At 66.4% G+C, this 12,363-nt stretch carries 15 protein-coding genes; 6 read left to right on the top strand and 9 right to left on the bottom strand.

Annotated features, from left to right (window positions below; translation table 11 throughout):
* The first annotated feature begins 76 nt into the window (after positions 1-76).
* Positions 77-1,273, top strand: coding sequence for a S41 family peptidase (locus NNY25_RS10810; protein WP_265571588.1), 1,197 nt, complete (start codon positions 77-79; stop codon positions 1,271-1,273).
* The gene (locus NNY25_RS10805) at positions 1,270-2,034 is read left to right on the top strand and encodes a hypothetical protein (protein ID WP_265571587.1); all 765 of its coding nucleotides are present in this window, start codon (positions 1,270-1,272) and stop codon (positions 2,032-2,034) included. Before NNY25_RS10810 ends, NNY25_RS10805 begins: the two co-directional genes overlap by 4 nt.
* A gap of 9 nt (positions 2,035-2,043) precedes the next feature.
* On the opposite strand, the gene NNY25_RS10800 is transcribed toward NNY25_RS10805, so the two are convergent.
* Positions 2,044-2,448 carry a GFA family protein gene (locus NNY25_RS10800; RefSeq protein ID WP_265571585.1) on the bottom strand — a complete coding sequence of 135 codons (405 nt, stop codon included), beginning with the start codon at positions 2,446-2,448 and terminating at the stop codon, positions 2,044-2,046.
* Positions 2,449-2,588: 140 nt separating this feature from the next.
* On the opposite strand from NNY25_RS10800, the gene NNY25_RS10795 reads away from it, so the two are divergent.
* Positions 2,589-3,701 carry a dipeptidase gene (locus tag NNY25_RS10795; protein ID WP_265571584.1) on the top strand — a complete coding sequence of 371 codons (1,113 nt, stop codon included), beginning with the start codon at positions 2,589-2,591 and terminating at the stop codon, positions 3,699-3,701.
* Here NNY25_RS10795 and NNY25_RS10790 read toward each other — a convergent pair.
* From NNY25_RS10790 to NNY25_RS10755, 8 genes are all read right to left on the bottom strand, one after another.
* Positions 3,698-4,144 carry a hypothetical protein gene (locus NNY25_RS10790; RefSeq protein ID WP_265571583.1) on the bottom strand — a complete coding sequence of 149 codons (447 nt, stop codon included), beginning with the start codon at positions 4,142-4,144 and terminating at the stop codon, positions 3,698-3,700. The genes NNY25_RS10795 and NNY25_RS10790 overlap by 4 nt on opposite strands.
* The gene (gene ruvA, locus NNY25_RS10785; protein WP_265571581.1) at positions 4,141-4,737 is read right to left on the bottom strand and encodes a Holliday junction branch migration protein RuvA; all 597 of its coding nucleotides are present in this window, start codon (positions 4,735-4,737) and stop codon (positions 4,141-4,143) included. Before ruvA ends, NNY25_RS10790 begins: the two co-directional genes overlap by 4 nt.
* A gap of 26 nt (positions 4,738-4,763) precedes the next feature.
* Entirely contained in the window at positions 4,764-5,252 is a 489-nt protein-coding gene (ruvC, locus tag NNY25_RS10780; protein ID WP_265571580.1) for a crossover junction endodeoxyribonuclease RuvC, read from the bottom strand.
* The gene (locus NNY25_RS10775) at positions 5,252-5,998 is read right to left on the bottom strand and encodes a YebC/PmpR family DNA-binding transcriptional regulator (RefSeq protein ID WP_265571579.1); all 747 of its coding nucleotides are present in this window, start codon (positions 5,996-5,998) and stop codon (positions 5,252-5,254) included. The genes ruvC and NNY25_RS10775 overlap by 1 nt, the downstream gene beginning before the upstream one ends.
* A gap of 299 nt (positions 5,999-6,297) precedes the next feature.
* The gene (locus NNY25_RS10770; RefSeq protein ID WP_265571578.1) at positions 6,298-6,492 is read right to left on the bottom strand and encodes a hypothetical protein; all 195 of its coding nucleotides are present in this window, start codon (positions 6,490-6,492) and stop codon (positions 6,298-6,300) included.
* A 5-nt stretch (positions 6,493-6,497) separates the two neighbouring features.
* Positions 6,498-6,818 carry a heavy metal-binding domain-containing protein gene (locus tag NNY25_RS10765; protein WP_265571577.1) on the bottom strand — a complete coding sequence of 107 codons (321 nt, stop codon included), beginning with the start codon at positions 6,816-6,818 and terminating at the stop codon, positions 6,498-6,500.
* Between the two features lie 70 nt (positions 6,819-6,888).
* Entirely contained in the window at positions 6,889-7,965 is a 1,077-nt protein-coding gene (locus tag NNY25_RS10760; protein ID WP_265571576.1) for a DUF2855 family protein, read from the bottom strand.
* A gap of 44 nt (positions 7,966-8,009) precedes the next feature.
* Entirely contained in the window at positions 8,010-8,252 is a 243-nt protein-coding gene (locus NNY25_RS10755) for a DUF2312 domain-containing protein (RefSeq protein WP_265571575.1), read from the bottom strand.
* Between the two features lie 145 nt (positions 8,253-8,397).
* On the opposite strand from NNY25_RS10755, the gene pyk reads away from it, so the two are divergent.
* The 3 genes from pyk to NNY25_RS10740 are packed head-to-tail and all read left to right on the top strand — an operon-like array spanning position 8,398 to position 12,356.
* Complete coding sequence (pyk, locus tag NNY25_RS10750; RefSeq protein WP_265571574.1) at positions 8,398-9,867, top strand: pyruvate kinase; 1,470 nt, start codon at positions 8,398-8,400, stop codon at positions 9,865-9,867.
* A 58-nt stretch (positions 9,868-9,925) separates the two neighbouring features.
* Entirely contained in the window at positions 9,926-10,777 is an 852-nt protein-coding gene (locus NNY25_RS10745) for a hypothetical protein (RefSeq protein WP_265571573.1), read from the top strand.
* 46 nt (positions 10,778-10,823) lie between these two features.
* Positions 10,824-12,356 carry an acyl-CoA carboxylase subunit beta gene (locus NNY25_RS10740; RefSeq protein ID WP_265571572.1) on the top strand — a complete coding sequence of 511 codons (1,533 nt, stop codon included), beginning with the start codon at positions 10,824-10,826 and terminating at the stop codon, positions 12,354-12,356.
* The last annotated feature ends 7 nt before the right edge of the window (positions 12,357-12,363 follow it).

Raw genomic sequence — 12,363 nt, 5'->3', positions numbered from 1 at the left:
CGCCGTTTGACGAAGCGTCGTGCACGGTTGGCGAAGTCGGCATTGTATTATACGAATAATACAGTAGTCATCCACCATGCGTTCAATTTCCCTTCTGACGTTCCTGCTTTCTGCCTGCGCCACGCCCACGAGCAGCGACGAGCCTAGGCAGCGCGACGCGAGAGCCTTTCTCGCCGAAGCGAAGGCCCATCACCCGCGGATCGATCATCATCGCCCGCTGGCAGCGCTCGAACGCGATGCTGCGCGCGTGGACGGTGGGGCGGAAATGGCGCGGCTGGTCGCGTCCATCGGCGACGGGCACACCCTGTTGCCGGTCTTCGCGCTGCCCGGCGACGATGCGCCGATCCCGACGCGGCGCATGCTGCCGCTGCGGTTCGAGTGGTTCGACGACGGCTTGTTCGTGGTGGGGGCGCGGCGCGATCTCGGCGCGCTCCTCGGCACGCGCGTGACCCGCATCGGCGGCCGGGAAATCGAGGCAATCCTGTCCGACACGATGACGATGCTGCCGCACGCGACACCTGGTTTCGCCGCGGAATATGCACCCGAATGGCTGTCGTCGGATTTCGTGCTCGCCGCGCTGGGCGTGGTGGACGGCGACACGGTCGAACTCGTCGTCGATGGCGCGGCGCCGCGTCGTCTCGCGCTCGCCACGCCGACCGATGATTTCGACTGGCTGTTCAGCCGGACCGACGGGGGCTTTGCCGACTGGCAGGTCGAGGGGGCCGAGCCCGCCCCGGCGATGGCCGTGACCGCCCTTGATAGCGCCCATGTCCTGCGGATCGTCGAATTGCGCGCACCGGACGCTGCTCGCTGGCAGGCACTGATGGCGGAACTCGGCAAGGCCGCTAACGACCCGGCGAGGCCGCTCGTCATCGACGCGCGCGACTGTCCGGGCGGGAACGGGGATCTCGTTCCCGAACTCGTGGCGGCGATAAGCGGGTCGGCGGCCGAGCGCGAGCGCAGGCTGTTCCTGGCGATCGGGCGGCGAACGCATTCGGCGTGCATCATGCTGGCAAGCGCGATGCGGCGCGAAACGGACGCGGTGCTCGTGGGGCAGCCGACAGGAGATGGCGCCAACCATTATGGCGAGACGCGGATTGTCACGCTTCCCGCAAGCGGGTGGCGGGTGATCCATTCGAGCAAGTTCTGGCAGACGGGCGAGCCGGGCGATCGCTCGACCAGCGTTCGGCCCGACGTCGCACTCCCTTTCACCCACGAAGATTTTGCGGCCGGGGCCGACCCCGTGCTGCGTTGGATCAAGGAGCAACGATGAAAACCATTCTTGGCTGGACCGCCTTGTTCGCGGTCGCGGGCTGCGCGGGACCCCAACCTCGAACGTACGTCGCGCCCATCTCGCATTACATCCGCTCGAACGGCGACGGCACGATGGCCGAGCATATCGTCCACCACTTCCCCACGGATCGCGACATCGCGGTCTACAAGTGGGTCGCGAAATGCGAAACCGCCGCCTATGTCACCGCGCAGATGGGGGGCGAGCCGTTCGAGGCGCAGCGCCTCATCGCCGGAAAGGTCGCCGAGGACGGAAGCCAGGCGGCATTCGGCGAACTGTCGCTCGATCCCGATGCTCGGCGCCTGCATGTCGAGGTCAGCCTGGGCGGCGAGACGATGACCGAGGAAACCGACGCCGGACCCTCGCCGTGGATGCTCTACGACTACGACCTCGCCGACCTCCACGCGATGCTTCGGGCACGGCCGGGAGGGGGCGATTTCGCGGTCTCGATGCGCATGATCTGGCCCGAGCAGCCTCCCTTCTTTCGCTCGCTCGGGCGCGTGACCTTCGTCGACCGCGGCGTGCGGGACGGCCTCAGGACCTACCAGGCCACCGGTGACGCGCTGTCAGGTACCGTCGTCGTCGGCGCAACTGACGGCCAGCTTCGCGAGGCGCGCTTCGATCGGCCCAATCATCCCGGCTATGACGACTATCTGTTGCGGCTGGAGCGGGTCGAGCCGGGCGGCGCGGCAGCGTGGCGCACGATCACGCAGGCCCATTACGGCGACTGCCCGCCGGAATAGCGCGTCGCCTCAATCGTGGTGGTCGATGTCGCCGCCGGCCAGTTCGACCCATTCGTGCATCCGCTCCTCGTAGACCGAGGCGGCGGGGCGGAAGCGGTAGGGATCGTCGAACAGGCCGAGCGGGATCGCGATGCTCTGTGGCTCGCTGGACAGGGTGTAGGCGACGGTGGTGCCGCAGTCGGCGCAGAAGCGATACTCGACTTCGCCGCCGGCATCGCCGGTGCGGGTCCAACTCTTCGCGTCGCCTTTCACGCGGACATTCTCGACCGGGAAACGGACCTGCGCGGCGAACGCGCTGCCCGACCGCTTCTGGCAGGCGCGGCAGTGGCAGATCGATACGCGCAGCGGCTCGCCGCGTGTGACCGCTTCCAGTTGCCCGCAGCGACAGGCCGCGCGATGGGTTTCCTCGTCCATGACCGGCATGATGCACAAATGCGCGGGCGAAGCACAGCGTTTTCACCGGTCGAGAGCGGATGCCGCTTTGCCGAGCGGGAGGTGTCAGGCATGACAGGGTGCGGGCATCGCGCCGCGCAGTATTTGGGGAAGGAATGGATATGTTGGATCGGCGTAGCTTCCTGGCAGCGGGCGCGGCGGGGATCGCGATGACGGCCGGGCCGCTGAGCGCGGCGGCCCCCAAGAAGGACTGGTTTCGATCGGCGATTGTGATCGACGGGCTGACGGGACTGTCCGACCCCTACAATGAAGGCCATGCGCGATTGACGGAGAGAGCGTGGAAGGAGACCCGCGAGATGGGCCTTACCGTGTTCCGCACCACCGTCCGCCCGGTCGGCAATGACGGGGCCAGCTGGGAGGCCTTCGAGGAAAGCGTCGACGACGTCAAGGCGCAGATCAGCGCCAACCCGGACCGCCTGACGCTGGTCGAAACGGTCGCCGACATCCATGCCGCCAAGCGCGACGGCAAACTCGGCATCATCATCGGTACGCAGGATACCAGCATGGTCGGTGCCGATCTCGACCGCATCCCCAAGATGCACGAGCTGGGCACCCGTACGATTCAGCTGACCTACAATCTCCGCAACCTCGCAGGGGACGGGGCTCTGGAAGAAGCCGACGGAGGCCTGTCGCGGCTCGGGTACGCGACGATCGAGGCGATCGAGGCGAACAAGATGCTGCTCGACCTGTCGCACGGCGGTCAGAAAACGATGGCGCAAGGCGCGGCGCATGCGAAATTGCCGATGGTCTCCCACTCGGGTGCGATGGCGGTGCACGCCCATCCGCGCCATGTCGACGATGCGACCATCCGCGCGATCGCCGAAAAGGGCGGCACGGTCGGCGTTTTCTTCATCCCTTACCTGAGCGCAGATCCGGTCCCCACCGGCGAGACCCTGCTTCGACACATCGAGCATATCGCCAAGGTGGGCGGCGAGGACTGCGTGACGATCGGTACCGACAATGGGACGCTCCCGATCGTGCTGACGGAAGAGCAGCGTGCGCAATTTCGCGCCAACCAGAAGGAACGCATCGAGCGAGGGATCGCGGCGCCAGGAGAAGGCGAGGACTTCTTGCCCCTCGTGCCCGATTACAACTCGATCGATCTCTACAAGCGGCTTGGCGAGGACCTGATGAAACGCGGGTGGAGCCAGCGGCAGGTCGAGAAACTTCTCGGGCTCAACCTGTTGCGCGTCTACGGCCAAGCCTGGGGCTAGCGACGCCCCTGGAGGCTTTCGAGCAGCGTCTGGATCAGCTGGACCACGAGCAGGCCGACGAACAGGTAGAAGGGCAAAACGAGTAGACCGAGCGCAGCGGTCGAACCGCCTTCGCCCTGCGCGATGGGCGCGATCAGCGCGAGCATCCACCCACCGCCGACAAGCCCGGAGAGCGACCAGCTGAGGCGGCGCACGCGCGGTTTTCGCGGGCGGCTGGCATGGTAGGCGACGAGCAGCGGCGCAGCGCCCCACATCGCCATCATCACCCCCGCGAACAGGTCGCCCCCCGACAGGTCGGAGGGGTCGGCGAAGAGCATGTAGAGGACGACGCCGACCACCGCCGCAACCATCGCGAGCAGGACGTAGCGGACCCACTCGATCCAGTCGCTCCTGTCGACGGGAGGCTTGGGCGCCGGCGCTTTCTTGCGGCGGTGCTTGCTCATTTCGCGGCTTTCTTGAGGGCGGTGCGGACCAGCGCGTCGAGGCCCGCATCGGCGCCGAGTTCGTCCTGCGCGGCCTTGACCGCACGCGAGGCCTCGGCGGGCTTGAAGCCGAGATTGGCGAGTGCGGAGAGCGCGTCGGCGGCGTGGCTGCCCCTGGGCGCGGCGCCGGCCATCCCGCCTGCTAGCGACGGGTCGCCGAGCTTGCCCGCAAGCTCGTTGACGATGCGCAGCGCAAGCTTGGGCCCGACCCCGTTGGCGCGCGCCACCATCGCCTTGTCGCCCGAGGAGACCGCCTGCACCAGCTCGTCCGGGGTAAGCGCGGAAAGGATGGCGAGCGCGACGCGGCCGCCGACGCCCTGGACCCCGGTCAGCGCGGTGAAATGGGCTTTCTCGGCGGCGCTCGAAAAACCGAAGAGCGTCATCGAATCCTCGCGGACCTGCATCTCGGTGAGCAGCATGACATGGCCGCCGACATCGCCGATCTTCTCGAGCGTGCGGGCCGAACAATGGACGAGATAGCCGACGCCCGAGACGTCGAGGACGCAGGTTTCGGTTCCGGTTTCGGCAAGTTTGCCGGTGAGGCGCGCGATCATGAAACGAAGGCTAGCGCGCGCGGCGGTCAGCGCAAGCCGCTTCGGCTCGCGGCGAGATGATGGGCATGCGTGACCGCGACCGCGAGCGCGTCGGCCGCATCGGCGCCCGCGACATTGGCGCCGGGCATCAGCCTCGTGACCATCGCGTGGACCTGCGCCTTGTCGGCATTGCCGACGCCGACCACCGATTTCTTGACGAGGCGCGCGGCATATTCGGCGGGTTCGAGCCCGGCGCGCGCGCAGGCCATCAGCAGTACGCCGCGCGCCTGGGCGAGCTTGAGGGTCGACTGGGGGTTCTTGTTGACGAAGATTTCCTCGAGGGCCGCGGCCTGCGGCCGATGGTCGGCAATGATCGCCTCGACCATGCTCGCAAGGTGCGACAGTCGCTTGGCGAGCGGCTCCTTGGGGTCGGTCTTCAGGTGGCCGTTAGCCAGGTGGCGCAGGCGGTTGCCGTCCGCCTCGACCAGGCCCCAGCCGGTGGTGCCGAGACCCGGGTCGAGACCGAGGATGCGCATCAGCCGCCGAGGCGCTCGAGTTCCTCGTCCGACAGCGAATAATTGCCCCAGACGGTCTGGACATCGTCGTCGTCGTCGAGTGCGTCGATGAGTTTCATCAGCGTATCGGCGTCACCGCCCTTGACGTCGACCTCGAGGTGCGGACGCCACGCCAGCTTGGCGGTCTCCGGTTCGCCGAGCGCGCCTTCCAGTGCCTTGGCGACTTCGTGGAGCTGCTCCGCTTCGGTCCAGATCGAATGGGTTTCCTCGTCCGACTGGATGTCGTCCGCGCCGGCTTCCATCGCCGCTTCGAGAACTTTCTCCTCGTCGAGCGCATCGGCGCTGTATTCGATCAGCCCGAGGCGGTCGAAGCCGTGGCTGACCGCATTGGGTCCGCCGAGATTTCCGCCGTTCTTCGAGAAGATCGTGCGCACGTTGGTGGCCGTGCGGTTGCGATTGTCGGTGAGCGCCTCGACGATGATCGCCACGCCGTTGGGGCCGTAGCCCTCGTAGCGGATCTCTTCGTAATTATCGCCTTCGCCGCCCGCAGCCTTGTCGATCGCCCGCTGGATATTGTCCTTGGGCATCGACTGCTTCTGCGCGGTCTGGACCGCGAGGCGCAGGCGCGGATTCATCTCGGGATCGGGCAGGCCGGACTTGGCCGCGACGGTGATCTCGCGCGACAGTTTGGAGAAGAGCGCCGAGCGTTTCTTATCCTGCGCACCCTTGCGGTGCATGATGTTCTTGAATTTGGAATGGCCGGCCATCGGTTCGTTTCTCGAATTTATGAGGGGATGAATCGGAGCGACGCCTAGCTTATGCGGCCAGCGCGTTCAATATCGGGGGGCGGCGACAAGCGCCTGATCCCCGACAGGAAGCCCTCGAAGCTCTTGGGCAGGACCGGTTCGAAAGCGGCTTCGATGCTTGGAAAGCTGTGAAACGACATGGGCAGGATCAACGGGACGATCGCCTCGAGGACTTCGCGCCGACGTCCGGGATAGTCGTCGCTGAACGACTGTTCCTCGTTCGCCGTTGCGAAGGTCTGGAACGTCGTTCCGCCCTCTTTTCACCAGCGATAGGAAAACTGGAAATAGGCGCGCTGGTCGACGGGCCATGCCTCGGCCTGCGGCCCGGATAGGGGCTGTAGGCAGACGGTGTAATGATATTCGGGCCACGAATAGAAGTCGATCGCGAGACCGTTGGCCGTGTCGACCAGCAGATTTTCCCGTCGCTCGAACTCGAACGGCGCGTGTCTAGGCATGCCGCCTAGCGAAGCTTTACCGCGGTGCCCGAGATCGACACCATCAGCATCGAGCCCGCCTTGCCGAGAATCTCGTAGTCGAGGTCGCAGCCGACAATGGCGTCGCCGCCCAGGCCGCGCGCCTTGCCGACCATTTCGAGGATCGCTTCGCGGCGCGCGCGTTCGAGCACTTCCTCGTAGGCGCCCGCGCGCCCGCCGACGAGATCGCGGATCGAGGCGAACATGTCGCGGAAGATGTTGGCGCCGACGATGACCTCGCCGACCACGATGCCGAGATAGTCGGCGATCTCGCGGCCCTCGACGGACGGGGTGGTGGTGACGATCATGCTACGCTCCTGCGAATGGTTTCGGGCACAGCTTAAGCAGGCCCGCGGCTCCGCTTCAACGCCCGCAGGGTCAGGGGAGGATCACCAGGCCCTTGTCGGGCGGCCAGCTGCCCTGCTGGAAGATGTCGTAGGCGTCCGCGAGCGCGTCGAGACCGACGCGCTCCTCGATCGACATCCACCCGGCGGTGGCCTCGGCCGCGCCCGCGACGAAGGCGGTCGAACGGCGGTCGAATTCCTCCGCGCCCCATTCCTTGACGCGCTCGAGGATGTATCGCGGGGCGAAGAACATTTCCTTGTCGCCCGACGCTTTCGCGCCCTCGCCCGACAAGGCGGTGTCGGTGCCCGGCGCATGGGTCGCGCCGACATTGTAGCGATAGGTTAACTTGTCGCCGAGATGGCCGAACAGCGAGGCGACAAGCGAGGGGCTTCCCGCCATGTCGACCAGCACGCTGGGCACGCGTTCGAGCGCGGCCACGTCGTCATAGGCAACAACCTCGTCATAGAGGCCGGTGCGCCGGACGAACTCGACATTGCCGCGCGAGGTCAGGCCGATCGTCTCGGGCGCGTCCTCGTCGCGGTGGAGGCCAAATGCGAGACCGAGCGAGGTTTTCGACGACGCGCTCGACACGAGGACCTGCTCGGCGCCGTGCCAGTCGCGGCTCTTGAGCGCATCCCACAGGCAGAAAGAGGTGAGGTGGAGCGGCGCGAGCAGGATCATGTTGTTGTCGGACGCCGCATCGGCCTCGTCCGGGAGGCGGCGATACAGGTTGTAGAGCGGCGGCAGCGCCTGGCGGTGCGGGGCCATGTCGACAAGGCGGCGCGCGCTCACCTGGCCGGGCAACAGGTCGACCATCCCGGCAGGCGGGAAATAGCCGTAGAAGCGGTCCCCCACGGCGACGGCCTCGTGCCTGCTCTCGATGACGCGGGCACTCGCCCAGACCGGGATCTGGCCCCAGCCGTCTTCGCTGGCCGGGAAGAACTGCCAATAGCCGAGCATGTCGCCGGCGACCGCATAGGTCATGTTGTTGGCGGTGAAGGCGAAGCGCTCGATCTCGAGCCGGATCGCTTCTTCGGCGAGGGCGGGCAGGTCCCGCTCGACCAGCCGCGACCGGGCGAGGTCGTCCATCCGCACTTCGAACTGCTTCATGGACAAACCCCTTTTTTCCGGTCGCGAGTGTCAGTGGGCCGTGTTTACGCCATCCCGAGGGCGGCGCGATAGGTCTCCAGAAGCGCATCCTGCTCGTCGAGCTGGTGCTTTTCCATCTTCCTCAGGCGCACGATGGCGCGCATCGTCTTGGTATCGTAGCCGTTCGCCTTGGCTTCCGCGTAGACGTCCTTGATGTCGTCCGCGATGCCCTTTTTCTCTTCCTCGAGACGTTCGATCCGCTCGATGAACAGGCGCAGCTGGTCGGCCGCGATGCTACCGTCACTCATTGGTCACTCCGAATCTTCATAGATGGTGTCAGGGTCGGTCGGCGGCTCTAGGCGAGGCGGCGCGTTCGCTCAAGCCGGTTGCGCGGTCCGCACGGTCCGCTATGGCGGCGCACGAAGACAGCAAAGCGCGAAGAAAGACAGGCACATGGCCCAATCGATGAAGCCCCGCGACCGCAAGGTGAAAATCCTCGCGACCCTCGGCCCGGCTTCCGACACGCCCGAGATGATCGAGGAATTGAAGCGCGCGGGCGTGGACGCGTTCCGGATCAACATGAGCCATGGCAGCCAGGACGAGAAGAAGGCGCTGTTTTCCCACATCCGCGCGCTCGAGGCGAAGCTGCGGCGCCCGACCACCATCCTCGTCGACCTGCAGGGTCCCAAGCTGCGCGTCGGCACGTTCGCCGACGGCAAGGTCAAGGTGAAGAAGGGCGACCTCATCACCTTCGACCGCGACCCCGCGCCGGGCGATGCGAGCCGTGTCTGCCTGCCGCATCCCGAGATTTTCGAAGCGCTCACCCCGGGCTCGATGCTGCTGATCGACGACGGCAAGATCCGCCTGACCGCCAAGGAAGTGACCGCCGACAAGATCGTCGCCGAGGTGCAGGTTTCCGGCAAGATCTCCGACCGCAAGGGCGTCAACGTGCCCGATGTGGTGGTGCCCATCCCGGCGCTGACCGAAAAGGATCGCAGCGACCTGCAATTCGCGCTCGAACAGGGGGCCGACTGGATCGCGCTGTCGTTCGTGCAGCGGCCCGAGGACGTCGCCGAAGCGCGCGAGCTGATCGGCGACAGGGCCGGCATCCTCGCCAAGATCGAGAAGCCGCAGGCGGTCGAGCGGCTCGAGGAAATCCTCGCACTCGCCGACGCGGTCATGGTCGCGCGCGGCGATCTGGGCGTCGAGCTGCCGCCCGAAAAGGTGCCACCGGTACAGAACAAGATCGTCGCGACCGCGCGCCATCACGGCAAGCCGGTGGTGGTCGCGACGCAGATGCTCGAATCGATGATTTTCTCGCCGACCCCGACGCGCGCCGAGGTCAACGACGTCGCCGACGCGATCTACGACGGGGCCGACGCGGTCATGCTGTCGGCGGAAAGCGCGGCGGGCGACTATCCTGTCAAGGCGGTCAAGATGATGGACCGCATCGGGCGCGCGGTGGAGGAAGACGAGCGCTATTTCGACCGCATCCACTTCACCGAGACGCGGCCCGAAGCGACGACGGCGGATGCGCTCGCGGAGAGCGCCCGCGGCATCGCGCGTACGATCAGCGCCAAGGCGATGGTCTGCTACACCTCGAGCGGCTCGACCGCGCGGCGCATCTCGCGCGAGCGTCCCTCGGTGCCGATGCTGGTGATGACCGCCTCGCAGCAGGTCGCGCGGCGCCTCGGGCTCTTGTGGGGAAGCCACGCGGTCCACACGCGCGATGTCGAGAATTTCGAGGAAATGGTCGGCAAGGCCAAGCGCATGGCGCTGCGCCACCATATCGCGGGCAAGGGCGACCGGCTGGTGATCATGGCGGGCGTGCCGTTCGGCGTGTCGGGTTCGACCAATGTCGTCCACGTGGTCAAGGTGCAGGGCGACGAGCTCGACATCTACCAGCGGCGGCTGGAACTCTAGGCGCGTTCAGGGACGCGCAAGGCGCGCCATGCGTCGATGGGGCCGAGAGGTGCCTGTCATGCGTCAATTGCTGCCCATCCTGATGCTCCTTCCTGCGGCGTGCGCGGGCGATGTGCCGCCCGACGCCGGAAAGGAATGGCCGACCATCCTCGAGGCGGAGACGCCCGATTATCGCCCGCTGCTGGCCGAGGCCGAGCAGAAAGGCGCGCTGCCGGTCGCGCGGCGTCAGGCAACGCAAGGCTTCGATGGCACCGACGAACAGGCGCAGGCCGAACTCGATCGCTGGATCAAGCGGCTCCAGCCGCTCGGCGCGCTGGGCGGCGGCGGGACGGGCACGCTCGACAAGTCGATCCATCTCGACGTCGCGCTGACCGAGGAAGACTGGGACGCGCTGATCGCGAAGAAGGGCTGGGAGGTCGAGGACTATCTGACGATCAGCTTCGTGCATCCGCTGGTGGCGCCAGCAGCGACGCAGGCCGCGCTCGACATGGTGCGCGTGATGCCCAACGAACCCAACCGCACCTTCTTCCAGCTGGAAGCGCTCGGGTCGGGTCGGCTGATCCTGCGCGATGGCTGCCTCAGGGTGATGGCAGAGGACGGGAGCGAAAGCCTCGCGTTCTTCCATGCCGAAACCGGTCTCGACGTGCGCGACGGCCACCTCGTCACGGTCGACCGCCTGACCGGGCGCATGACCGGCCGCATCGGCGAGCATTTCTCCTATGCCGCGCCCAATGCCTTCAAGGAGGAGTGGGAGGCGGCGCTGCAACTGCGCGCCGCTTGCGGCACGGACGAGGTCGTCAATGTCGGCAATCCCGAGGCGTCCGAAATCTTCTACCTGCGCTATCCGATGGCGCGAGGCAGCATCGATCCCGTCGCCCCCGAAGCACCCCCGCCACCGCCCGGCAATTGACGCCCCGCCTCCTTTCGTGCCACCCGCGCCGCGACAGGAGATTTGCATGAGTTCGACGATCGAAACCCTCGAGGCGAAACGCGAAGCCGCCAGGCTCGGCGGCGGGCAGAAGCGGATCGATGCGCAGCACGCCAAGGGCCGGCTGACCGCGCGCGAGCGCCTCACCGTGTTGCTCGACGAGGGCAGCTTCGAGGAAGTCGACATGTTCGTCGAACATAATTGCATCGATTTCGGGATGGACGAGGTCCACTACCCGGGCGACGGCGTCGTGACCGGGTCGGGCACCATCAACGGCCGCCTGACCTACGTCTTCGCGCAGGATTTCACCGTACTCGGCGGCTCTTTGTCGGAGCGGCACGCGGAGAAGATCTGCAAGATCATGGACGCGGCGATGAAGGTCGGCGCGCCGGTGATCGGCCTCAACGATTCGGGCGGAGCGCGCATCCAGGAGGGCGTCGCCAGCCTTGCGGGCTATGCCGAGGTGTTCCAGCGCAACGTGCTGGCCAGCGGCGTCATCCCCCAGCTTTCGGTCATCATGGGCCCGTGCGCGGGCGGCGCGGTCTATTCGCCGGCGATGACCGACTTCATCTTCATGGTCGAGGATACGAGCTACATGTTCGTGACCGGCCCCGAGGTGGTGAAGACGGTCACCAACGAGGAAGTGACGCAGGAAGAGCTGGGCGGCGCGAAGACGCACACGACCAAGTCGGGCGTGGCCGATGCGGCGTTCGAGAACGACATCGACGCATTGCTCGCGACGCGCGAATTCTTCGCCTACCTCCCCGCGAGCAACCGCGACGCGGTGCCCGAGGTGCCGACCGACGATCCCTGGGACCGCCTCGAGGACAGCCTCGACACGGTCATCCCGCCCAACGCCAACCAGCCCTACGACATGCACGAGGTAATCCGGAAAGTGGCGGACGAGGGCCGCTTCTTCGAGATCCAGCCGAACCATGCCGCCAACATCATCGTCGGCTTCTGCCGCATCGAGGGGCGTACGGTCGGCGTGGTCGCCAACCAGCCGATGGTGCTGGCGGGCGTGCTCGACATCAACACATCGAAGAAGGCGGCGCGCTTCGTGCGCTTCTGCGATGCGTTCGAGATCCCGATCCTGACGCTGGTCGACGTGCCGGGCTTCCTGCCGGGGGTGGCGCAGGAGCATAACGGGATCATCAAGCATGGCGCCAAGCTCCTGTTCGCCTATGCCGAGGCGACGGTGCCCAAGATCACGGTGATCACGCGCAAGGCCTATGGCGGCGCCTACGACGTGATGGCGTCCAAGCACCTGCGCGGCGACTTGAACTATGCTTGGCCGACCGCCGAGATCGCGGTGATGGGGGCCAAGGGCGCGGTCGAGATCATCTTCAGGAAGGATGCGGGCAATCCCGACAAGATCGCGCAGAAGACCAAGGAATATGAAGATCGCTTCGCCAACCCGTTCGTGGCGGCCTCGAAGGGCTTCATCGACGAGGTGATCATGCCGCATTCGACGCGCAAGCGGGTCGCGCTGGGCCTGCGCAAGCTGCGCAACAAGAGCCTCGAAAACCCGTGGAAGAAGCACGATAATATTCCGCTCTAGGAGCAAG

The organism is Sphingomicrobium nitratireducens (assembly GCF_026157035.1).
GTDB lineage: Bacteria > Pseudomonadota > Alphaproteobacteria > Sphingomonadales > Sphingomonadaceae > Sphingomicrobium > Sphingomicrobium nitratireducens.
Note: the sequence above shows the minus strand (reverse complement) of the source record. Positions and strands in the feature narration are given on the sequence as shown.

Excerpts from the sequence above, each read along its gene's own strand:
- NNY25_RS10805 (WP_265571587.1), top strand. The coding sequence starts at position 1,270 with ATGAAAACCATTCTTGGCTGGACCGCCTTGTTCGCGGTCGCGGGCTGC.
- ruvA (WP_265571581.1), bottom strand. The coding sequence starts at position 4,737 with ATGATCGCGCGCCTCACCGGCAAACTTGCCGAAACCGGAACCGAAACC.
- NNY25_RS10745 (WP_265571573.1), top strand. The coding sequence starts at position 9,926 with ATGCGTCAATTGCTGCCCATCCTGATGCTCCTTCCTGCGGCGTGCGCG.
- pyk (WP_265571574.1), top strand. The coding sequence starts at position 8,398 with ATGGCCCAATCGATGAAGCCCCGCGACCGCAAGGTGAAAATCCTCGCG.
- NNY25_RS10765 (WP_265571577.1), bottom strand. The coding sequence starts at position 6,818 with ATGATCGTCACCACCACCCCGTCCGTCGAGGGCCGCGAGATCGCCGAC.
- NNY25_RS10790 (WP_265571583.1), bottom strand. The coding sequence starts at position 4,144 with ATGAGCAAGCACCGCCGCAAGAAAGCGCCGGCGCCCAAGCCTCCCGTC.
- NNY25_RS10810 (WP_265571588.1), top strand. The coding sequence starts at position 77 with ATGCGTTCAATTTCCCTTCTGACGTTCCTGCTTTCTGCCTGCGCCACG.
- NNY25_RS10755 (WP_265571575.1), bottom strand. The coding sequence starts at position 8,252 with ATGAGTGACGGTAGCATCGCGGCCGACCAGCTGCGCCTGTTCATCGAG.
- ruvC (WP_265571580.1), bottom strand. The coding sequence starts at position 5,252 with ATGCGCATCCTCGGTCTCGACCCGGGTCTCGGCACCACCGGCTGGGGC.
- NNY25_RS10795 (WP_265571584.1), top strand. The coding sequence starts at position 2,589 with ATGTTGGATCGGCGTAGCTTCCTGGCAGCGGGCGCGGCGGGGATCGCG.
- NNY25_RS10760 (WP_265571576.1), bottom strand. The coding sequence starts at position 7,965 with ATGAAGCAGTTCGAAGTGCGGATGGACGACCTCGCCCGGTCGCGGCTG.
- NNY25_RS10800 (WP_265571585.1), bottom strand. The coding sequence starts at position 2,448 with ATGGACGAGGAAACCCATCGCGCGGCCTGTCGCTGCGGGCAACTGGAA.
- NNY25_RS10770 (WP_265571578.1), bottom strand. The coding sequence starts at position 6,492 with ATGCCTAGACACGCGCCGTTCGAGTTCGAGCGACGGGAAAATCTGCTG.
- NNY25_RS10775 (WP_265571579.1), bottom strand. The coding sequence starts at position 5,998 with ATGGCCGGCCATTCCAAATTCAAGAACATCATGCACCGCAAGGGTGCG.
- NNY25_RS10740 (WP_265571572.1), top strand. The coding sequence starts at position 10,824 with ATGAGTTCGACGATCGAAACCCTCGAGGCGAAACGCGAAGCCGCCAGG.